General features: G+C 43.4%; 18 protein-coding genes and 1 tRNA gene. 12 read left to right on the forward strand and 7 right to left on the reverse strand.

Annotated elements, in window-relative coordinates:
• Nucleotides 1–60: 60 nt before the first annotated feature.
• The 3 genes from P5V12_RS02075 to P5V12_RS02085 form a co-directional block, all read right to left on the reverse strand.
• A complete protein-coding gene (locus P5V12_RS02075) occupies nucleotides 61–2,121 on the reverse strand; it encodes a LodA/GoxA family CTQ-dependent oxidase (protein ID WP_316955572.1) in 2,061 nt (686 codons plus the stop codon).
• Between the two features lie 11 nt (nucleotides 2,122–2,132).
• The gene (locus P5V12_RS02080; protein WP_316955573.1) at nucleotides 2,133–3,461 is read right to left on the reverse strand and encodes a hypothetical protein; all 1,329 of its coding nucleotides are present in this window, start codon (nucleotides 3,459–3,461) and stop codon (nucleotides 2,133–2,135) included.
• A gap of 641 nt (nucleotides 3,462–4,102) precedes the next feature.
• Entirely contained in the window at nucleotides 4,103–4,489 is a 387-nt protein-coding gene (locus tag P5V12_RS02085) for a PA2817 family protein (RefSeq protein ID WP_316955574.1), read from the reverse strand.
• 39 nt (nucleotides 4,490–4,528) lie between these two features.
• Between P5V12_RS02085 and P5V12_RS02090 the strand changes: the two genes are divergently transcribed.
• From P5V12_RS02090 to queF, 3 genes are read left to right on the forward strand one after another with little or no spacing between them, the layout of a single operon-like run.
• Nucleotides 4,529–5,452: an ABC transporter ATP-binding protein gene (locus tag P5V12_RS02090; RefSeq protein WP_316955575.1), complete on the forward strand. Its 924-nt coding sequence runs from the start codon at nucleotides 4,529–4,531 to the stop codon at nucleotides 5,450–5,452.
• Nucleotides 5,449–6,222 (forward strand): ABC transporter permease, encoded by a 774-nt coding sequence (locus P5V12_RS02095; protein ID WP_316955576.1) that lies wholly within the window; start codon nucleotides 5,449–5,451, stop codon nucleotides 6,220–6,222. The genes P5V12_RS02090 and P5V12_RS02095 overlap by 4 nt, the downstream gene beginning before the upstream one ends.
• Before the next feature lie 17 nt (nucleotides 6,223–6,239).
• A complete protein-coding gene (gene queF, locus P5V12_RS02100) occupies nucleotides 6,240–7,058 on the forward strand; it encodes an NADPH-dependent 7-cyano-7-deazaguanine reductase QueF (protein WP_316955577.1) in 819 nt (272 codons plus the stop codon).
• Between the two features lie 86 nt (nucleotides 7,059–7,144).
• Here queF and P5V12_RS02105 read toward each other — a convergent pair whose 3' ends face one another.
• The gene (locus tag P5V12_RS02105) at nucleotides 7,145–8,542 is read right to left on the reverse strand and encodes an adenylate/guanylate cyclase domain-containing protein (protein ID WP_316955578.1); all 1,398 of its coding nucleotides are present in this window, start codon (nucleotides 8,540–8,542) and stop codon (nucleotides 7,145–7,147) included.
• 157 nt (nucleotides 8,543–8,699) lie between these two features.
• Nucleotides 8,700–9,986 (reverse strand): hypothetical protein, encoded by a 1,287-nt coding sequence (locus P5V12_RS02110; RefSeq protein ID WP_316955579.1) that lies wholly within the window; start codon nucleotides 9,984–9,986, stop codon nucleotides 8,700–8,702.
• 315 nt (nucleotides 9,987–10,301) lie between these two features.
• Between P5V12_RS02110 and P5V12_RS02115 the strand changes: the two genes are divergently transcribed.
• The 4 genes from P5V12_RS02115 (at nucleotide 10,302) to P5V12_RS02130 (ending at nucleotide 14,069) form a co-directional block, all read left to right on the forward strand.
• Nucleotides 10,302–10,389: transfer RNA gene (locus P5V12_RS02115), tRNA-Ser, on the forward strand.
• Between the two features lie 409 nt (nucleotides 10,390–10,798).
• Nucleotides 10,799–12,076 carry an HD domain-containing phosphohydrolase gene (locus tag P5V12_RS02120; protein ID WP_316955580.1) on the forward strand — a complete coding sequence of 426 codons (1,278 nt, stop codon included), beginning with the start codon at nucleotides 10,799–10,801 and terminating at the stop codon, nucleotides 12,074–12,076.
• A 572-nt stretch (nucleotides 12,077–12,648) separates the two neighbouring features.
• Nucleotides 12,649–13,215 carry a hypothetical protein gene (locus P5V12_RS02125; RefSeq protein ID WP_316955581.1) on the forward strand — a complete coding sequence of 189 codons (567 nt, stop codon included), beginning with the start codon at nucleotides 12,649–12,651 and terminating at the stop codon, nucleotides 13,213–13,215.
• A 446-nt stretch (nucleotides 13,216–13,661) separates the two neighbouring features.
• A complete protein-coding gene (locus P5V12_RS02130) occupies nucleotides 13,662–14,069 on the forward strand; it encodes a hypothetical protein (protein WP_316955582.1) in 408 nt (135 codons plus the stop codon).
• A gap of 352 nt (nucleotides 14,070–14,421) precedes the next feature.
• Here the strand turns inward: P5V12_RS02130 and P5V12_RS02135 are convergent, their stop codons facing one another.
• Complete coding sequence (locus P5V12_RS02135) at nucleotides 14,422–15,666, reverse strand: PAS domain-containing methyl-accepting chemotaxis protein (protein ID WP_316955583.1); 1,245 nt, start codon at nucleotides 15,664–15,666, stop codon at nucleotides 14,422–14,424.
• Nucleotides 15,667–16,416: 750 nt separating this feature from the next.
• Here P5V12_RS02135 and P5V12_RS02140 point away from each other — a divergent pair.
• Nucleotides 16,417–16,773, forward strand: coding sequence for a hypothetical protein (locus P5V12_RS02140; protein ID WP_316955584.1), 357 nt, complete (start codon nucleotides 16,417–16,419; stop codon nucleotides 16,771–16,773).
• A 51-nt stretch (nucleotides 16,774–16,824) separates the two neighbouring features.
• On the opposite strand, the gene P5V12_RS02145 is transcribed toward P5V12_RS02140, so the two are convergent.
• Nucleotides 16,825–17,166, reverse strand: coding sequence for a hypothetical protein (locus tag P5V12_RS02145; RefSeq protein WP_316955585.1), 342 nt, complete (start codon nucleotides 17,164–17,166; stop codon nucleotides 16,825–16,827).
• A 219-nt stretch (nucleotides 17,167–17,385) separates the two neighbouring features.
• Between P5V12_RS02145 and P5V12_RS02150 the strand changes: the two genes are divergently transcribed.
• The 4 genes from P5V12_RS02150 (at nucleotide 17,386) to P5V12_RS02165 (ending at nucleotide 21,037) form a co-directional block, all read left to right on the forward strand.
• A complete protein-coding gene (locus tag P5V12_RS02150) occupies nucleotides 17,386–18,441 on the forward strand; it encodes a 4Fe-4S dicluster domain-containing protein (RefSeq protein WP_316955586.1) in 1,056 nt (351 codons plus the stop codon).
• A 54-nt stretch (nucleotides 18,442–18,495) separates the two neighbouring features.
• Complete coding sequence (nrfD, locus tag P5V12_RS02155) at nucleotides 18,496–19,698, forward strand: NrfD/PsrC family molybdoenzyme membrane anchor subunit (RefSeq protein ID WP_316955587.1); 1,203 nt, start codon at nucleotides 18,496–18,498, stop codon at nucleotides 19,696–19,698.
• Nucleotides 19,695–20,423 (forward strand): hypothetical protein, encoded by a 729-nt coding sequence (locus tag P5V12_RS02160; RefSeq protein ID WP_316955588.1) that lies wholly within the window; start codon nucleotides 19,695–19,697, stop codon nucleotides 20,421–20,423. The genes nrfD and P5V12_RS02160 overlap by 4 nt, the downstream gene beginning before the upstream one ends.
• A 371-nt stretch (nucleotides 20,424–20,794) precedes the next feature.
• Nucleotides 20,795–21,037: a potassium channel family protein gene (locus tag P5V12_RS02165; RefSeq protein WP_316955589.1), complete on the forward strand. Its 243-nt coding sequence runs from the start codon at nucleotides 20,795–20,797 to the stop codon at nucleotides 21,035–21,037.
• Nucleotides 21,038–21,072 lie beyond the last annotated feature (35 nt).

Here is a 21,072-nt window from a genome sequence, read left to right on the forward strand (position 1 = left end):
TTTAAAACAAAAAAACCGTCAACCCGGAAAAGAGTTGACGGTTTGGTCATTTTGAATGCTTTAGGATTTTGGCCCGCAGTTTGTTGGTGATTTATATCCTGGCTCTGTTGCCGTTGGCCAGGGCTGGACTAAATCGCCATCAACTTTATATAAGCTTGCCGTTTCCAGAAATTTATTTGCGCCATAATTCTCACCTTCCGATGCAGGAATTTGTAGCCCCTGAATAATAAAGCCAACCTTATGCCAGTTTTCAACAAAATCGAAATAGCATTGATAGCGGCCTTGTTGTTGAGGGTAGGGCGTACTCGTGCCTTCGCCTTCGTCGCCACGCACGCTGTATAACTGTCCACCCAAGTTCCATGTGCCGCTTGCTTTATCGAATGTACACTCCGAAGCAGGGTGAACATTGACCGGGCGTTGCGCTGGCCAGGACCAGTACAGCGTGTTATTACCTGCCGGGTTGGGGTCTGGCGTATGAGTTGCGCAACTGTTGTAATCCGTATGCCAGGGTTGTGACATAAATTTGGATAAATCGCCGGGTTCAACCTTTTCGGTTCGCAGAGGAATATAACCCTGCTGCAGGAATGGTGCATTTTTATTGGCCTGGTTGTAGTCCAAAGGTTGCAAGTTAATGCGGAATGGCCCTGTGGCACCTTGCCAGTCTTTGATATACAAATTGGTATCGCGAACAATAAAAGTTAATTCAATTCCCGGTGAGTATCGTCCGCCGAGGCAGTTCTCCAATACCACTTTATCGAGCTTCTCACCCGCTCCAATGGCGGGTGCCGAAGTGTCGTATTTGCCTTGATACCACTGGTTAAGTAAAAAATATTGTGTTGGGCTGACCGATAAAAAACTCTTGGTGGCATCGCCCAATGACAGTGGCATTTTTACCCCTTCACCGTCTTCGTCGGTGTTATTGGGGTCACGTATTAATTGTTCAAAGCTGGGAAGCTTGGCCTTGGGGTCATCGCTTGGCGTGATGCTTGCCATATACTCATGTCCCTGCACACCCTTTTTCGGCAGGTTGGTGTTCCAGCGTTGTAAAAAGGCGGCGTGAAAAACCGGTAACACATCACCATTAAACGATGCCTGATAATTTTGCTGGTACTGCCCACCTTGAAACATTTGTGGAACCAGATTCAGATTTTCTACCCAGGTGTTATATATATCGTCCCAGGTTGATACAACGTTACGGGTTTGTGGTGCATAGCCCGGGTCGGTGCACACCACCCAGCCGTGAATCGCCTCTTCGGTTGAGCCGTCTTCAAATAAAATCGTGGCTTGCACCGGGCCGTCGGAGACATCATCGAACCAGTCGTCGTTATCAATCGCGTCGGTGAGTGGCGGCGGAGTATTGTTACGCATAATCGCACTGGCTTTACCGTAACCACCGGTCACAATTAAACGGCCAGTGTTGGCTTCAATGGTAACTTCGCCGAGGCTGTCAATTTTTCCGAGAGGGTTAAACATATCAAAATGCTGATCGGGAAAACTCACGGGATAATAATCTAGGTTGTTTGGTTTTCCGTCTGGAGTGTAATAACTGGGAGTTTGTTTGTCGTCAAACGCCAGAGTTTCTTTACCCATGGTGGAAGACGCGATAGCTCGTGGGCCTGGGTCAATAACGAGTTTTGATAATCGATTGGTGCTGTTTAAATCTGTGCCAAATTCTTTATTTCTCACGGGGGGAAGCTGTCCATTCTCGTATGCAAGAATACCAATTTCCTGACCTTCTGAGTCGGTAATGGAATAGTTATTATTTTTCTTGTTGGCCACATGGACAGTCCAAAGAATATCTTTTACGACCTTGTTACCCACTTTGGAGCCAATGGTGATTTCTCTACCGGGGTCTTCGCCAGGGTAATGGGCTTGTGGCTGATCATAGGCAAAAATTCGAAATCGTGCGGCCTGGCGCTTGGGGTTTTCTTTTGCATCGCGTAAATCTCCCGCCTGTATAGGTGTGTCTTCAGTGCCGGGTTTAATTGGTAAGCCACCGAATAAACCGGTTGCCTCATTAACGATTTCGCCGGCAGCGGTTTCTGGTGCGATGTAGTATTCATCACTGGAACCAACGCGAGTGAAATTAATATTTGGGTGTACTCTAAAATACTGGGTCATGTTGGTATCCTTTATTTATTTACGCTTTGTGACCAGAAATAAATGTTTTGAAATGCATGGCTGATGTTCAAGTTGGTTGCAGGCAGTGGGTCCAGCGACATTTTTGGCGGAAACTCCTGCATCGTATTATGGCAACGGAAACAGTTGTCCATTGTGGATTGTCGTTGGGTAAAGGTTTCTATCGTGCTGTTGGAAAGCTTGAGTGAACCGGTTAGCAGTTTGTCGTCAGCCAGGCTAAGCCCTGGTTTTAGGTCGCCTCCATTTAAAAACCAGATGGCGCCAACTTCCCGGTAATTGCTCCAGATACTATCACCCAATTTTGCCTGCACTTGAGTGTTCAGGTTTTGTATATTGTCGCTATTGCCGGGTTTTACACCTGGGGCATTACCAAACTCATACTGCCGACAAACCTGTGTTATGGGTGTTAGGGTTTGCTTGCGTTCATTTAACTTTAACTGATTGCTGTTGGCCGGGTTGACGTTACAATCAGCTACCGTTGTGCCAGCGGAGTAAAAAATATAATCTTTATCAGAGACCGGTTTGTCCAGTGGTGTATTCGGTGGAATGTTTGGTGCATTACGTTCATGCTCGAAGGTTGCCCAAATCATCTCCGGATGGCCGTTTACTACGCCACCAATATGAAACCCCACAAGTGCAACGGTAACCTGTTGTGTTTTGTCCGGGTTAATAACAATCTCACCATTTTTATTTTCCAGTTTGGAAATTTCGGTTTTCATGGTGAACATGTCGCTGGTGTCTTCACCCTCTTCAACGATTTTCCACGAGGCTTTTAATTCCAATGTGCCTTTGGTGCCGATGATGGGGAATTCCGTTGTCGGGTCCATTGCCCGTACTTTTGCCGGATCTGTTAAATCATTGGATTTAATAAAGCTTTCAAACGTTGGATTGACATATTGTGAGTAGTAGACCGCCCGGTTGTTGTGGTCGATTAAGATGCCATCTGTCCCGGCTTGTAAATATTCATCGAATGATTCGGCGGTATTGCTTTTTGTCATTCGTGGTAATAAACCGCGTTGTTCCATGCCAATAAGAGATTGTGGACTGTTAAAATTTAAAAACCTTGGTTGACCGTTCTCTTCCTGGGTTAGCCATAAAAACATTTGCCATGACCATTGATGAAATACGCAGTTGCTGTTGCTTTCAAATGTGGCGTCATTGGGCCTTGGTGTTTTACTGTGGGGAAACCAGTCCGTTTCTGCGTCGCAACTGGTGTCAGAAAAAGCATCACCTGAAATCGCCATTAAGAAAACAAAAGGCAAGGCTATGTGTTTCAGGTGTTTCTTTGAGTGGGTGTATCTATCGAGCTTTTGATTGTTCATAGGTCGGTTATTCCTGATAGAAGATTCGTGTAAGTCTGGGTTTTAATTTATTAAATGGTTATTTGTTTTATGGTCTGGTGTTGAATTTATCTTGTTATTGTTTTGGTTTTTTGTGAGTCAAAAAAATGTGTTTTTTTATAGTAGTTCAAGGTTTGTGATTTGGACGGCTGTTTTTTCTTCAAAGTATCTCGTTTTAGAAAAATGGCGCGAATATCTATGTGTTTTGGCTGCCTTTGGTGTTTAAGTATTTTTTGTCTTATGCAATATGTTTGTTTATTAAATTGATAAATATAAAAATCTATTTTTGATGTCGGTTAAGTTCTCCGCTCATGCTTCTTTATAAAAAGAAAATTAAATAGATTGTTCGAGTAGGGAAGTCACCGCTCTTGTGAGTTTTTTTTAGAGCAGAATATTTTTCCGAGTACGGTTTTAATATTTAGTTGAAAGGTGTGCTGAAGAAAAGTGTCATCTTAGTATCAAATCCAAGTGGAACATAACTAAGAAAAGAATTTGCTGTGTTTGACTATGCTGGATGTGCCTGGGGAGGGGAGTCGAACTGGCGTCGTTAACGGAATTCCTCCAATTCGCAGACTTCTTATTACTTAAAAGAGGTTGGCACAGAGTATGTGCCAAGCGGACTACTAGTGAAGTTTGAGCGCGTTATTACGCAGGGTTTCGTAGTTTGCTGTGTCAGGGTCGCCGGCTTCGTATAGCTGGTCCTGCAGTCTCTGAAATTGTTCGACCTCCTCATCACCGAGGAAATGCATACAATCACTGCCGAAGAACCATAGCAGGTCTCTGGGAACCGACGGGGTAATATGGGGGTAACGGTTGATTATTGTCGTTATGACCCAACCTCCCAGTAACATACCATCCTCTTCTGCATACGGGTCTTGCGCCACTTGCTCCAGTTTGGCGAGAAACGTCTCATGGAGTTCGTCCAGCGTATCATCGGTAAAGGGCGGCTGTTGCACGATGTGTGTCTGCAGGGCTTGAATCAAATGATGATGGAATTGGGTGTAATTCATGAGTACCGCTTCTCTTGCTTGGGGGCACGAGTTTAAATTATGACGGCAGCATTGCAAATCCGTAACTTATCAAAAATCTACGATAACAAGGTCCATGCCTTAAGCGGGGTGGATCTGGACGTCGAAAAAGGCGACTTCTTCGCATTACTTGGCCCCAATGGCGCAGGTAAATCCACCACTATTGGCGTGATCTGCTCATTGGTAAAGAAAACCGAAGGCGCGGTCAGTATCTTCGGTCACGATATAGACAAAGACTTTTCTGCTGCAAAGCAGTGTATCGGGGTTGTACCGCAGGAGTTTAACTTCAATACGTTTGAGAAAGTAAAGAATATCGTGATCAATCAGGCTGGCTATTACGGTATTCCAGCGGCCCAGGCCAGAGAGAAAACGGAACACTATTTGAAGAAATTGGGCCTTTGGGAAAAACGCGACGTGCAGGCTAGAAGCCTTTCTGGCGGGATGAAACGTCGGTTGATGATTGCCCGAGCCCTCGTACACGAACCCAAACTGCTGATTCTGGATGAACCGACCGCCGGGGTGGATATTGAACTCCGACGTTCAATGTGGACGTTTCTTGAGGAAATTAATGCTCAGGGCACCACCATCATTCTCACCACGCATTATCTGGAGGAAGCGGAAAGCCTGTGTAAAAACATTGCGATAATTGATCACGGCAGAATCGTCGAAAACACCAGCATTCGTGCTTTGCTCAAGCAATTAAACCGGGAGGTGTTTGTGTTAGATTTACAATCACCCATCTCGCAAGTGCCACAGTTGGACGGTTACTCCGTCACCCTGATGGATGAACTCTGCCTGGAGGTAACGGTTGAAAAAGGTCAGTCTTTAAATGAGATTTTTGATCAGCTGAGCCAGCAAGGGGTAAAGATTGTCAGTATGCGCAATAAAGTAAACCGGCTTGAGGAGCTATTTGTCTCACGCATCAATGGGGAGGAAAGCAAATGAATGCTCGTGCACAATTTGTCGCTTTTTCAACCATTGTTCGGAAAGAAGTCACTCGTTTTACCCGTATTTGGGTGCAGACGCTTATCCCACCCGCGATTACCATGGCCTTGTACTTTGTTATTTTTGGTAACCTGATTGGTTCCCGCATTGGGCCGATGGGCGGCTTCGATTATATGGCCTTTGTCGTACCGGGCCTGATTATGATGTCGGTGATTAGTAACTCCTACTCCAATGTGGTGTCTTCTTTTTACAGCGCAAAATTTACCAAGTGCATTGAAGAAATTCAGGTAAGCCCGACGCCGAACTACATTATTTTATGTGGCTATGTGTTGGGGGGATGCTTACGTGGTTTGATGGTGGGAGCCATAGTGACGGTACTGTCGTTATTCTTCACCAAGCTGCATATTCACAACTTAGCCATTACCATATCGATTATCTTTCTCACGGCATTTTTGTTTTCCCTGGCAGGTATGGTGAACGCAATTTTTGCCAACTCATTTGACGATATTTCGATTATCCCTACCTTTGTTCTAACCCCCATGACCTACCTGGGTGGTGTGTTTTATTCCATCAGTTTACTGCCGGAGTTCTGGCAGGGGGTGTCCAAACTGAACCCGATTTTGTACATGGTTAACGCATTTCGCTACGGTATCCTCGGAGTGTCCGATGTAAACGTGACCACAGCGTTTGCAGGTATTATGATATTTATTGTGGTGCTTTTTATTTTCTGCCTGTATTTGTTGGAAAAAAGTGCACGATTAAGAAGTTAACGTAGGGTAAACGTTCTATGGCGAGTAATATTGAGTTAGGTAAAGACGCTTTATATCCAGATCAATATGATCCAGCTTTGTTGGCGCCCATATCCCGCAGTCAATCGCGTAGCGAGTTGTTTTCGAGCGATACGCTACCGTTTCAGGGGGAAGATGTCTGGACTGCTTACGAGCTATCTTGGTTGGATTCGGAGGGGAAGCCTTTTTCTGCGATTGCAGAATTCCGTTTTCCCCATGACAGTGAATCGATTATTGAGTCGAAATCGTTTAAGTATTATCTCAATTCATTTAATCAGACACGTTTTGAGTCGGGCGATATTGTTGCCAAAAAACTGGCTGAGGATCTTTCTCTGGCGGCCGGTGGTGAAGTGTCGGTCTTTATTGAGTTGTTGAGTTCGCAGCATCAATACCCCATTACAGAACTGGAAGGTGAATGTGTGGATGAGCTGCCGATAACGGGTGTGGACTGCTATTCACCGGACGCAGCGTTATTGCAAACAGAAAAGGACTTGGTTACTGACCAGGCTTTGTACAGCCATCTGCTGAAGAGTAATTGTCCGGTCACCGGGCAGCCGGACTGGGCGACGGTCTGGATAAAATACTCCGGGGCAAAAATTAAATCGGAGTCATTTTTGCGCTACGTGATTTCCTACCGGCAGCATCAGGATTTTCACGAAAACTGTGTCGAAAAAATGTTCAAAGACATCATGGAGGTGTGTCGGCCTAGCAGTTTGGCCGTGTATGCACGGTACACCCGTAGAGGTGGGTTGGATATTAATCCTTATCGAACCAACACCGACGAAGCGCCGCCGATGTGTCGCATTGCCAGACAATAATGATTGAAATAGGGGGCCTTGCTTTTTGAGCCCCCAATAAGGTGGTTACAGGAAGTTGTGTTTGATTTCGTATTCTGTTCGAGAGGTTAAATAATTTTATCTTTCAAGCGTTCTATGGCTTTTTCCATATTGACGATAATTTTATCTTTATCGTAATTTCGAATTTTTTCTAAATCCATATACATGGAAAAGCCTTCAGATACTTCCTCAAAATAGCTTTGGTTTTTACCGAGGTCCTTACGGAAATCCACCACCTGATAGACCTTGATCGGATGGCTAAAGCCTTTTGCGTTAATTTCGCCTTTGTCCCGGCAGATAATTACATCTTTAATCAGCGACCACGTCTCATGGGAAACCAGAATTTCTCCAGGTTGGGCGGCAGATTCCAAACGGCTGGCCAGGTTTACGTGAGTGCCGAGAACGGTGTAATCCATGTAGTGACTGGTGCCGAATGAGCCCACGGTACAAAAGCCGGTATTTATACCCATACGGATGCTCAAGGGTTTTTTAATGCCCTGGTTGAACCACTGCGCCTGAAGCTCTTTCATCTTCTTGCGCATTTCGATCGCCATTGACAGGCAGCGTAAACAATCCCCTTTTAAACCATCGCTGTGGTTATCACCGAAAATAATCATAATACCATCGCCCATAAACTTATCGATGGTGCCTTTATGTTTACTGGCAATTTTTACCATTTCGGTGAAATAGGTGTTCAGCAGGTCTGTAAGAGTCTCTGCTTCCAATTCTTCCGACAGCGAGCTGAAACCTTTGATGTCCGAGAAAAACACCGTAATACGCTTACGTTCGGCAGAAAGAATTTTATCGTTACCTTCATTCACCGCCTTCCACACCGTGGGGGTGAGGTAGCGGGATAACTTATAAGTGCGCAGCTTATATACGGTTTGCTCGTGCGCAATTTTTTTATTGAGCAACATCAGCTTGGTGATCTGATTGTTCAGGAACAGAGCGTAGGAGCTGAAGTAAGTGAACACTCCGATAAGCGGAATAATGTTGTTTTGCAGGCTGGAAGTAAGTACCCATTCGCTGGCTTGAGCGAGCTGAGTCACCGCAACTGAAGCGATGAATGCAAGGTTATCCACCAACCATTTTTTAATACCGCCATGAACCAGGCTGTTGAACTGAATCATGGTGAAGAACAGCCCAACAGCAAGCAGGTCGACGCTGACAAAGCTCAGGGCGACACCAATTACTACCGCATCGGCTGTGGACATGTAATCAAATAGGCGTTGTCGGTCATCGGCGAAATAATGTCGTCTGAGCCAAAAGTAACCTGCCAATGTATACGTAAGTACGCCCGCAATAACCGCCCACTCTGCGACACTGGCAGAGGTCCAGTTAATATTGGTTAGCAAAGTCGCCGCAGCGGCAAAGCACATGAGTGCGCGTACATCGTTTTGCCGTGGTAGCAGATCCGTTTGATGGGGCTGCTTGGCTTTTGGCTGGGTTCTGCGTTTATCCCCCATTGAGGTACCTATTTGTGAATCATGTCAAAAAAATGCCGGGACGGGAATTTCACCTACACGCCACCAGCTTGTCAACAATTTGAATTTAGTTTGGATGAATTTGGCGTCAGTATCACGAAAATAATCAAATTTTCGTAAGAAATCAGATAATTGGCCACTATTGTTGAAGTTTTAGATCCAGATATTTTTCTTCGAGAGAGGCGTATTGGGTTTCCATATCCGCCAGCTGCTTTTTCATTTCGTTCAGCTGGGCCATATCTATGGATGTATTGTTGGATTCTTTCAGGCGTTTATTGAGCTTGGTGTTCTCGGTTTTTAATGCATACATCTTCAACTCGTATTCGTCTTTTAAGTCACGAGTTTCTTTCAGCTCAGCTTTTAACTGCGGGAGCGTATTAGCCTTGGATTTGAGTTGTTCAATCTCCCGGTTGGCGTTGTGCAACTCATCTTCCATAAGTTGGATACAGGTTTCCGCTTCCTGAATAAAGCGAGTTTGTTTATGTAGTTCTTGTTGCAGGCCGGTCACAACGGCGGTGCGTTCTTCCTCCGATTGGGCTTCCTGAAGGCGGCGTTGTAGATCTTCAATAATTTTGTGCTGATCCGCGGCCACTGCTCGCAAATGGCGTATTTCGCCGGCGGCGGCCTCATCCAGTCGAATGACTTCTGTTTGGGTCGGTTCAACGCCGCCCTCGATAAGCTTGCTGACAGTTTGGTAAGAGGCGTGATAATCGTTTAGCTTTTGTTCAAATTCTCCGGAGTTCTCCACCTGAGATACCATCTCGGTGAGATCGCTGTAGTGCGCATCAGCGTTATCCTTGGCCTCCTGCCATTTTTCTTCCAGGTCAAAATACAGGGCTTTAAACTTCTCCAGATTATTAATACGTTTCTTGGCGTTGGTGAGTTCCTGATTCAGCAGATCCACTTCTTCACTTGGGCCAGATGGGGTTTCTGCATCCGTTGAATAATCTTCGTAAAAGCTGAAAATCTGCTCGTACTTTTTCTTTATTGGCTCCCAATTTGTTTTTGCATCCTCCCCGCCGGACACGGCCTCCTTCTCGGCCAGCAACATAGCGTATCGCAAGGCCGCTGCCCTGCGGGGCAAAGGCGTTTCGGGGGACAGATCCAGAATAATATCCTGAGTGGAGTTTAAACTTTCATGGTAGTTTCGTGTTTGCTCAATCTGCTCGGCAATAAGCGCCAGGTAAGCCTTGCCAGAAGTTGGGGGCGAGGTGGATTCCTGTTCCGCAGGCTTATTGGAGCTTACGAGTCGGCGAGCATGGCGCAAGTCTGATACCAGCTCTTCCATACGCGTTTTCAGACGTGATACCAACTCACGCAGGTTACGGTTTTGGTAAACCAGAAATACGCAGATAACAAAAAGCACTGCGGCCACTTCCACCGCAGCGACTATAAACAAGTCCGGCGCTTCTAAATTATCAAACATGTTGTGGGCATCTTTTCGCCTTTACCTCGTAAAAGTATGGTCGAGAAAAAAGGTGTTTGCGACAAAAACGCATAAAAGAACAATTTCAACACGCAGATTTGAATAATCGATCAATAAATAATCATGCAGAGCGAGAGAATATTGCGTTTAACCGCGGCTTTGTGTAGAGTAGCCCGCCTTCCAATCTGGTCGCTAAACAGAGCCTCAAAGGCTGCAAAAGAAACCCAATTGGAAGCGTACGGTAGACAACAGAGTGGCCAACTTGAAGGTTTACCTAAGAGCCCGCCCGGAAGGCGGCAACAATTCGATTTCAATGGTGAGGTGTCCGAGTGGCCGAAGGAGCACGCCTGGAAAGTGTGTAAGGCGCAAGTCTTCGAGGGTTCGACTCCCTCCCTCACCGCCATATAAAAAACCGTGTAACCCCGTTACGCGGTTTTTTTATGCCCGTTTTTTGGGGATGGGATGAGGCTGTTCTCGCACATCACTGTGCTTATCGGCACAAGCTCATCCTGAGCGTACCCCCCTCGCCAGGGTCGACCATCCTCCTTGAGCTGTTCGTTCTAAATTGGCTCGCCAAATTTGTCCGGAACAAATATGGGCGCGCGAGTTTGCGACGGAGTCCTATCCCGTATACCGTCACTCCCATATTTGAAAGAGCCGCATAATTCAATTGTGCCAATTTTTATTGGTTGTTTATATGACTGGCGTTTATCGAATGATGTGATGCTCGGTGCTTTCAGCTTCGCTGGGGCGAATAGTCTATTCTTTAGTTATCTATAAACACTCATCGTTTTTTAGATAAAGGCTTGGAAATGGGCCAATCAACAGATTTTAATATAGACCTGCGTCAAATGGTGATCGCCATAGAAACGGCTGTGTCGTTGGTGGGAATGAACGATACCAATCATGGCAAAAGGGTAGGGTATATTGCGAGTCAGATTGGTCGTGAAATCGGATTTAGTGATTCAGATATACAATATGTATTTGAGCTGGGTTTGCTCCATGATTGTGGCGTCTCAACAGAGCAAATGCATTCCAGCTTAGTTAACCATTTTGATTGGGATGATGCCTACATACATTGCAATATCGGGTATAGGCTTCTGAAATCGTTCGAACCTTTAGCGAAATTCTCAAAACCCATTCTTTATCACCATACCCCCTGGCCTGAGTTATCGAAAGAGGACATTAGTGCTCATGATGCAATGATGGCCAATCTCATCTTTATTTCCGATCGTATCGATATTCTCGCGGCGTCACATTATGAAACCGATATTCTATTAGCCAGAGAAGGGGTGGTTCGCTCTATTAAAGACTATTCTGAAGCGTATTTTTCTCCGGAACTGGTCAGCGCCTTTGAAAAAATAGAACGATCAGAAGCATTTTGGATCGCCTTAGAAAACAGGCATATAACACGTTACACCTGGGATATGGGAAGGTTGTCTAGTAATTACTCGTTAACACTCGAACAAATAAAGCAACTATCCCTAATTATGTCGTACATAGTGGACCAGAAAAGCCCCTTTACTGCTCAACACTCTGTCAGGGTTGCAGATCTAGCGAAATATATAGCAACAATTTTCGGTTTATCAGATTCTCAGTGTAAAAAAATAGAAATCGCAGGTTTGTTACATGATTTGGGTAAGTTACATACGCCTGATAATGTTTTAGAGAAGCCCGGCCCATTAAATAATACCGAACGATCCATTATGGATCAGCATAGCTATGAAACTTATGAAATATTACGTCATATTGAAGGCCTGGGGGAAATTGCCCTTTGGGCGGCATATCATCATGAAGGGATCGAAGGTGCTGGCTATCCATTTCATCCAAGTGAACGTGATTTAAGTATAGAGGCAAGAATCGTCGCTGTGGCGGATGTGTTTCAGGCGCTTGTTCAAGATAGGCCGTACAGAAAAGGTATGGATATTGAGAAAGTAACGAATATTTTGATAGGGTTTGTTGAATCCGGAAAGCTAGATAAAGACATTGTGAACTTAGTCGTGGAAAATTCAGCTAAGTGTTTTGATATCGCGAAGGGAGATGATCCTGTTCATAATCAAGAATACTTGAATTTGTTTTCTGATATGTGAGGTTTTCTCTTGAGGATGATTATGAGATTGCGTGTCCACTTATTAATCTTCTCAGAAAAGCAGACCTACATCGAACTCTGGCTCGGGATAAGGTTTCTTAAATATGAAAAAACTCGGGCTGCCATTCTATTTGATTCTCTTGCTATGGGTTGTAAGCAATTTTGCGTGGCTCGGTGCATACGTGGTTTGTTCATCCCATAAATACGAACTAAAAAATAATGTCGAAGGGCAGGTCTCAATAATACTAATGCTGAAAGAGATTGTCTCAGTCGTGTACGATCAAGAAGGTTTTTCCAGAATGGTGGCTGAAAGGTATAAAAGTAACTCGATTTATTATGGTGATAGTATTATCTCTATAGATCATATTAAATTTGTATTTTATGAGGGTAAACTCGTTCTCGTCGAAGGAAAGGAAGAATTTTAATAAATATAGTTTGCATGCAGTCCATTACTTTACTTTATCATCTCCAATAATATGTCCGGGGGCGTGTTTTTTTAATAAAAACTTTACTTTTTTGATGGTAAAGATTCTACTAGTACAATTTACAGATTGTTCCTGTTTTGGTAATTATATGCATTTTGAACTTGTTCAAGGGGATTTGTTTGAAAGTTCTGAGGAAGGTATTCTTCTTACGATTGATGGGGCATCGAAAGGAATGGAGGGTAACTTGGCTAGGAGGTTTGCTCGTTTAAACCCCGATGCTTGGGAAGAGGTTGAATACGAAATTCGCTATCCAATGCCTCTCGGTACAGCAAAGTTATATGAAATTCCGCCTGATACCGGATGTAAATATAAATACTGTTTTATCGCTTCTACTTTGAACCATCTAGATGTTTTGTCTGACCAGAATAAGCTGAAAGTTCAATCAAGTGCTTTTAGGCAAGTTTTATCGCTTGCCCAGGCCCATCATGTTAGAAGTGTTTCTACGGCTATACTGGTCGGTGGCTGGCGTATCGAACTGTGTACGGCCTTTGCACAAATGGTTAACACCTACACAAATGCGATTCAAACATCTACTAGTCTACCGAGAGTTAATGTATATATTATGGACCAAAATGAACATGAAAAACTAATTGCTTTTACCAAAGAGTATTATCCTAATGCTCAGGTGTTGGAGCGGTCAGTAAAGATTATTTAATGAAATGATTAGTGATAAGTATGAAATGAATGTGTGGGGTTATGTCAAATGATAAAAATAGTCACTCATTTATTGATTGTTTTCGTGATTTACGGCATGTTGCTATTGAATATAGAGAAAATAACATTGTCAAATATGTTTGGGTGGCTGGCATTTTCATTGGCTTCTGGTAGCTATTTGTTTTTCTTGTTCTTTAAACCTTACGGCGTTGTCTCAGGGACGACGGTTTTTGGAAAGCGGCAAAACTATATCTATCCTCAGCCCAAAATCCCTGTAAGAGTTGCCGTTACAATATTTGTTTCAATGGGCTCCCTTCTTTTTGTGAGCTTTTTGTTCATGCATTACGGCGACATGTTTATATAGCATCCGGCTCGTGCAGGCTGAGTTTTGTTAAAGGTTTCTGTCCTGTAGTGCATGATTTATGTCAGTGGGAGAATAGTCCGCCAATGTATAAAGCGATAAATTTAATAAAAGCTCTTTTTTTAAGCTTGGTTATGATATCGGTTGCACCCTTGGTGTTTTCCGAGCCGGTAACAGTAAAACAGTGGAATAATGAGACCCCCATCCTGGTTTCTGTGACTCCAGGTGATCATGATAGTGGGTGGAAATATACCATAAGAAGTAAAAGGAAATTAGGAAAGGCTAAATTTGATTCGTTTTCGGTTGTATTCAACAGCGCCATTGTAGTGGAGTTGGCTCATAGGCTTAAATCGGGCTATGCAGAAGCGCATTTCTTTTCTTGTGGTGATAGTGTGAAAACATTTTCAGTGACAGCCTTCTATGAAGAAGATGGTATGTCCTTCAATGAGTCCGAAGTTGTCGTAAATGTTGTTGACTTCAATAGCTGCAAGTAAAGGGGGTGACGTCTGTAATTACTTTTTGTTCTCCTGTTGAAAAAAATGCGTAGATATCTATATTGGATTTTTATCCTACATGTACCAGTAGTTGCACTGGTTACGCCACATTACTATCCGCCAGATCCAATCGAGCATCTTGTAGTGATGGGGGCCTTAACCTTGGGGCTCGTATCTGCATCAAGTCGAATAATCAATAGTAAGAATATTACAGAGCGACTCGTGGCAGTAATTTTTTCAATTGCGTACGGCTTTATTGTTGTGGCAGCATTTTGTGGTAATTTAAAGGAGTTGGTTTCGTGATTGGTGATAAAAACCACTCTCTCATTCTGGTGATTTTGGGGATAGATGTTTATTTAGAGATGTCAGACAATGTCATCTGAGTTTCCGAAAGACTGGCAACCTTATTCGACACATCTTCTGCTGCCTCTTTTATTTTATCTACAACTTGAGCGACTTCTTGTATTTTGGTGTTGCCCATTTCGGCGGCTTCGGATACTTCATTCATTTGGTTTGTTACATGTGTTGTTAAGGCACTGTTTTCATTCACCACAGATTCAATTTCTGCTGTGGATTCTGTTGTGCGTAGTGCAAGCTGTCTTACTTCGTCGGCGACAACGGCAAAACCTCTTCCCTGGTCTCCGGCTCGAGCGGCTTCTATCGCTGCATTAAGTGCAAGTAAGTTGGTTTGGTCTGCAATACTTTTAATAGTCGAAACTATTTCGGTGATATTCGATGAGCGTTCATTTAGCTGAGTGATTTTTCCCTCCGCCTCATGTATTTTTTCCGCTATGTTTTTCGATATTGCAACCGATTCGTTAAGTATTTGAGTTGCATCTTGTGCAACTTTGACCGTGTTGACTGATGTTTCGTGGGCGATTTCAGATACCTCCTTTACAGCTAGAGCTTGTTTGGCTCTTTCTGTGATATCCGATGAAAACTTAATGATCTTGTAGACTTTTCCGTGGCTGTCTCTAATTGGGTTGTAAGTTGCTTCTATCCAAACTTCTTCGCCATTGGATCTCTTTCGTTGGAATTTACCCGATTTGAACTGGCCTGATGCCAGTTCCTGCCAAAAATAGGGGTTGTCCTGGTAAAAGTCGTCGTAGCAGAATAATTTATGATGTTTGCCTTTGATTTCGGGCAGCGTGTAACCAAGAACCGAAAGAAAGTTTCTATTTGCACTGATAACCGTTCCGTCGGTATTAAATTCAATTACGGCAAGAGCGGTATCCAAAGCATTCAGGATTGCTTTGTTGCTTTCTTCTTTAGAATGCAATTCTGTTATATCCGAGGCAATCTTGGCGATTGCTATAATCTCTTTGTTTTCGTTTTTTATTGGAAAATATGTGGCTTGGAGGATAACTTTCTCTCCGGCTTTATTAATGCGCTCGTAAGATCCATTCATGGAGTGGCCTTGAATAAGTTGATTCCAAAACTTTCGATAATCAGGGCTGTTGGAATAAACGTTATCGCAAAAAATTCTATGATGCTGATTGATTACTTCCTCGCGAGTGTAGCCCATTGTGGATAGAAAAAGGTCGCTGGCGTCGATTATTCTTCCCGATGGATCAAACTCAATCCATGGAACATTCATCTTTATAGCATTGTAAACATAGTCGGAATGTGTATGAACTGCAGTTGGGGGAGTTTTCTTTGTGAATAGCATACGACGCTCTGTTGTTAATACGTTTTAATTTACATAGTAGACTATGTCACAGGGTAGCCAATATGAAAGGATGGTAGGCAGCTTTTATATAGCTTCATGATACATCAGTATGGGAATGTTATTACCGGCGGTACTATTGTGATGCGTGCTTGGCTTTTTTGCTTTAGGGGGGCGGTGTCGTTATTGTGTTACACAGATGGATGTGTATCACAAAGCATAGGATTTTTGTATCCTTTGTTCTGCTTTTACATCATCTTTGGTGTGCTTCCTGAGTTGGGTAAGATTAAACTGTCAGCTCACGGTCAGATGGGTTTGATTTTTCTTTGGGTTGGATTGATCTGAAGGGGTATATTGAGGCCGATATTGTTCGCTCGGTTTTGACAATATATGTTACCTTCAGATACTGTTTCTCCAATTCTAAAATTTGCCAATTAATAGCAGAAAACGATGAGATGAAAAAAAGTAAGGTTCGTAGCGAAGTAGGCCTTTGTTTAAGATTTTGTGCATATGGTGTAATTAGTTTTGCATTGTTGGCACTGGTGTTAGAGTCTCCTCATCTGCCTGCAGGTGAAGTTTCATATAAGCTTATTTTTACGCTCGCTTTCGTTGGAGGTGGCAGTGCTATAGTTTCTTGCTTATCAGGGAGAATGCTTTATGTCTTCTATAAGGATTTGATCTGTGGGGCTGATTGATTTTTTTATTGCTTTAGTTTTAGTCTTAATGTCGATTTTCCCCGTCCCGTATATTTTTTTAAAAAAGGGTAGGAATAAGCTGTTTTTTGTTGCAGCATGCATCGGTGTTGGCAATCTAACGGCGATGCTTATTGGCGGTACGGTAATGCCTATCTTTTTGTTATTGATAAAAGTGGTTCCTCAGCTTGCTGAGTATGGATATGTCGACAATATAATGTTTCTACTTCGGGGTGTTGATGTGGTCTCAGAATATTGGCTTGTTGTGTTGTTTCCCGTGATATCGCTTGTCTCTCCTATACTTGTATATAGAAGATACTCAATTTTTCATGCTATATCGGCCTGACTAATTTGGGGATGCAGAATGCCAAGAATAGCGGCATTGATAATATTCGCTTTAGAAACCCAATTTTTCAACGGTTGCCACTAAATCTGCAAAGGGAGCTTTTTCTAATTTTTGAGCTAGTTTATCGGTATCCAAATTGGGAATACTAAAATTTCCGATACGTACATCTACGGCCATTTTCTGAATATCGTCTGGCGACATAAAGCCGATCTGGCAGACTTCTTTTAAGCAGGTTTGCTCTGCTTCCGTTAACTCCAACCCGTGTTTTTCAATCAGCGCCATATAACGTTCTGCTGTTCGATTAATTCGACCTGACTTTAATAGTGTATTGGGTTCATTTTCCGTATGTTTTACTAACGGTGGGCCAAAATAGATTGGTGTTTTTTTATTCATTGGATTGTGCTGCGTAAAATATTCTTATTTGCATTATTGCTAGCTAAGGCACGGCAAGCAATAGGGTGTTATTTTCATTTGATAGAGATCATATTTTGCGCGATAACCGGTTTAGTTCTATTCACCTACAAACATTTTTTGCCAAAAGTTTACATTAAAGTAACGATTTTCCATTTAGTATCAAGCATCAGATATACCTCCGAGTATTGAAGGTAGCGAGTGGCAAAAAAAATTCCCTTAATCGATCTTGATAGCAGCGGTTCTTGCGCAGCCTCTCATTCAGAGACGAATGACCTTTCACGTCGTCAATTTCTTCTCGGTTCAGGCGTTTCTATTGCCTCTATATTAGGTGCCGCGGCATTGGTCACGGGCTGTGATGATGCCCCCTCTCAGGTTTCCTGGGCAGAGCATTTCCAAAGCAACTACAGGTTGATGACGGATGAAGAAAAGCGAGTTACCGTCAATCGTCTTGAGCAACGTTATTCTGCCGAATATGGCAAAAATGTAACCGTTGATACGTCCGAAGCGCAAGCTGGTGTGCTTTTTGGCTATGCCCTGAATATTCAAAAATGCATTGGTTGCCGGCGTTGCGTTAAAGCGTGTGTAGAAGAAAATAATGCGTCTCGTAAAGCGAAACAGAATATCGAGTGGATTCGGGTTCTGCAGATGGAAAAAGGGAATTTTTCCCGCGAAAAGCTCGAAGATGGTTATCCCGGCGATTACGGCATGCAGGTTGGTGGACATGCATATAGCGCCGCAGGGGTTCTTCTGGAGGGGAATCATTATTACGATGTCGATTCTGTGCCGGAAGCGGGGGCACATTACATGCCTGTTGCTTGTATGCAATGTGAAAAGCCCCCGTGTGTGAAGGTTTGTCCTGTTCGGGCCACCTATAGAGAAGCTGATGGCCCGGTGGTAGTTGATTACAATTGGTGCATTGGCTGCCGCATGTGTATGCAAGCCTGTCCTTATTGGGCGCGACGATTTAATTGGAGTAAACCAGTTCTTCCTGCGGAAAAAATGAACCCCCAAACCCACTACCTGGGTAACCGGCCACGAATGAAAGGGGTGGTGGAAAAATGCACGTTCTGTATTCAGCGTGTTAGAAAGGGGCGGTACCCTGCGTGTGTCGAAGCCTGCCCTGTGGGGGCGAGAAAATTTGGCAACCTGTTGGATCCAGAAAGTGAAGTTCGGCGTGTGCTTGATAAAAAACGTGTTTTTCGTTTAAAAGCGGAAGCCAATACCTACCCGAAATTTTTTTACTACAGTGATTGACGGGAGGCGAAAATAAAACAACAACGTGAATTTATTGTCGACTTTGTTACCTATTTGCTAAAAGGGAGCCGGCAATATTATATCTGGCTGGGTTGCTTAACGCTGTTTATTCTGCCTTGGTTCTATGGCAGCTATACCCAGTTTACTCAGGGGATGGTGGTAACAGGTTTAACTGACCAGGTTAGCTGGGGGATTTATGTTGCCAATTTTATTTTTCTTGTGGGAGTGGCTGCGGGTGCAGTGACCATTGTTTTTCCTGCGTATGTCTATAACTTTGCGCCCTTAAAAAAAATTGCCGTTCTTGGCGAAATGCTGGCTATTTCTGCCGTGATCGTGTGTCTACTTTTTATTGTCTTTCATATGGGAAGGCCAGATCGTTTATGGCATATGATACCGGGCGTTGGAATTTATAATTTCCCTTATTCTATTCTCGCTTGGGATACTTTAGTCTTGACCGGGTATTTTATTCTAAATGCTGTTGGGGCATGTTATTTTTTATATAAGCGTTACCGTGGTGAAAAGATAAACTATTCGTTTTATCTTCCTTTAATATTCGTTTCTATATTCTGGGCGGTGAGTATTCATACTGTTACAGCATTTTTATTGAGTACATTGCCGGCGAGGCCAATGTGGCATCACGGGATTATGCCTATCCGGTTTATCGCAACCGCATTCGCCGCCGGCCCGGCTGCTATTGTTGTCGTATTTCTCGTTATTCGAAGTAACACCAAACTATGGATAGAGGATAAGGCGATCGATTTACTATCCACCATTCTTGTCTTTAGTTTGGCTCTTGCGATATTTCTGGCATTCTCCGAAGTCGTTACGGCGTTTTATCACCCGACAGAACATGCATCCGGTTTACGTTATTTGATGTTCGGTGCTCACGGTGTGAATGGGCTTGTTCTCTGGTTTTGGACCTCGGCAGTGGTATTAACGGGAAGTTGTATCGCGCTTATGTTTCCCTCTGTACGTAAAAATTACCAATTACTGCCATTTATATGCGCGCTAGTTTTTGTGGGAGTCTGGATAGAAAAAGGCCTATGTTTGGTTATTCCAGGTTCTGTGCCGACACCTATTGGTGAATACTTGGAATACTCACCAAGTTATATCGAAATTATGAACTCCCTTGGTAATTGGGCGATTGGTTTAATAATAATGACTTTGCTGATAAAGGGAGCCATTGGTGTATTACTTGGAGAAATATCAGGTCGCGAAGTGAAAGAGCTTTCTCTCAGCGAAGAGGAGGTTCAGTGAACGCTTTTTTCGTCTTATTTTTTATTTTCCTTATTGTCCCGTTTTCTTTAAATGCGAATGCCTTGTGTTTTGAAAGTCGTGAGCGTGCGTCAAAAATCTCACCATCTACAACAGAAGATGGTGAGCCGAGTGTAAAGTGTTCAGATGATACGGGAGCGGTTCTTTGGAGTGCCGACCCATACTATAAAACGGTACCCATGGCTCCCCGTAAAGTTGAGGGAGATTACTCCCGCGGAGAGGCTTTGGTTAAAACCAGAGAAGACCAAATGGTTTTATACCCAGTGTGCGGAGTAAGTTGCCACAATGGTATTTTTCCGCCGCCGAAAGCGGACAATACGCCAAGATCATTGATGATGCATCGGGATGTTGTGTCAGACCCATTAAATATGAAACATGGCAAAGGTGCAATTTGGTGTCTGGATTGTCACCACCAAAAAGATCGAAAAAGTTTAACTGACAATTACGGAAATATAATTCATATAAATGACTCGCCTACTTTATGCGGCAGTTGTCATGGTAAAGCGCTAGCAGACTGGCGTGATGGACTGCACGGTAAACGAACAGGAGAGTGGGCAAGCGATGGCAAGAAGCGCTGGTTTACCTGTACGGAATGCCATAACCCGCATAATGTGGAGCAGGGGGCGAATCAATCCGGTTTTGCTCCCTTAAAACCAGAGCCTGTCGGTTTACCGATAAATTCTACTGAATCTACTCGATCTGAGTGATTTTTTACGTTCCTTTATCGACAGTTTGCTTTTTCCCACTGGATTGCCCTATTACCTAGCTTAGTGGAAATAAGTTCCAGTTCTTTCCTCGTTTAAAAAAAACACAGTGATAAACATTGACCTGAATACAACTATATCCAGCTAACACATTAGTATTTCTAATGTGCTTATACTCTCATATTGGTGATGTTTGCTATTGATTTTTTGTTAGGTATTCTCCACTCTATTTGTTGATTAATAGATATACGGCCTATGATAAGGTGGGGATTGGCATGATAAACTTTTATATTAGTTTCATTAGGCTTGTAAAGGCCATAATTTTGGCGATAAAGTCCGATGAAGAATTTAGAGTTCTAGTTGGATTACTGTCTATGTTATTGGCAGGTAGTACGTTTTTCTATAAAACCATAGAAGGCTGGTCTTGGGTAGATAGTTTTTATTTTTCTGTGATGACCGTGTCTACCATCGGTTATGGAGACTTTACTCCAAGTACAGATATATCAAAGATTTTTACGACGATCTTTGCTGTGTTTGGTATAGGTCTATTTGTTGCCGTAAACTCAAAGTTGTTAAAGGTTGTATTGGCCGATCGGATGAATCAGCGTGAACATTAATAATCATTCTGTTGCTAAGGCCGCACTTTGGCGGC

This window comes from Teredinibacter sp. KSP-S5-2, assembly GCF_032773895.1.
GTDB lineage: Bacteria > Pseudomonadota > Gammaproteobacteria > Pseudomonadales > Cellvibrionaceae.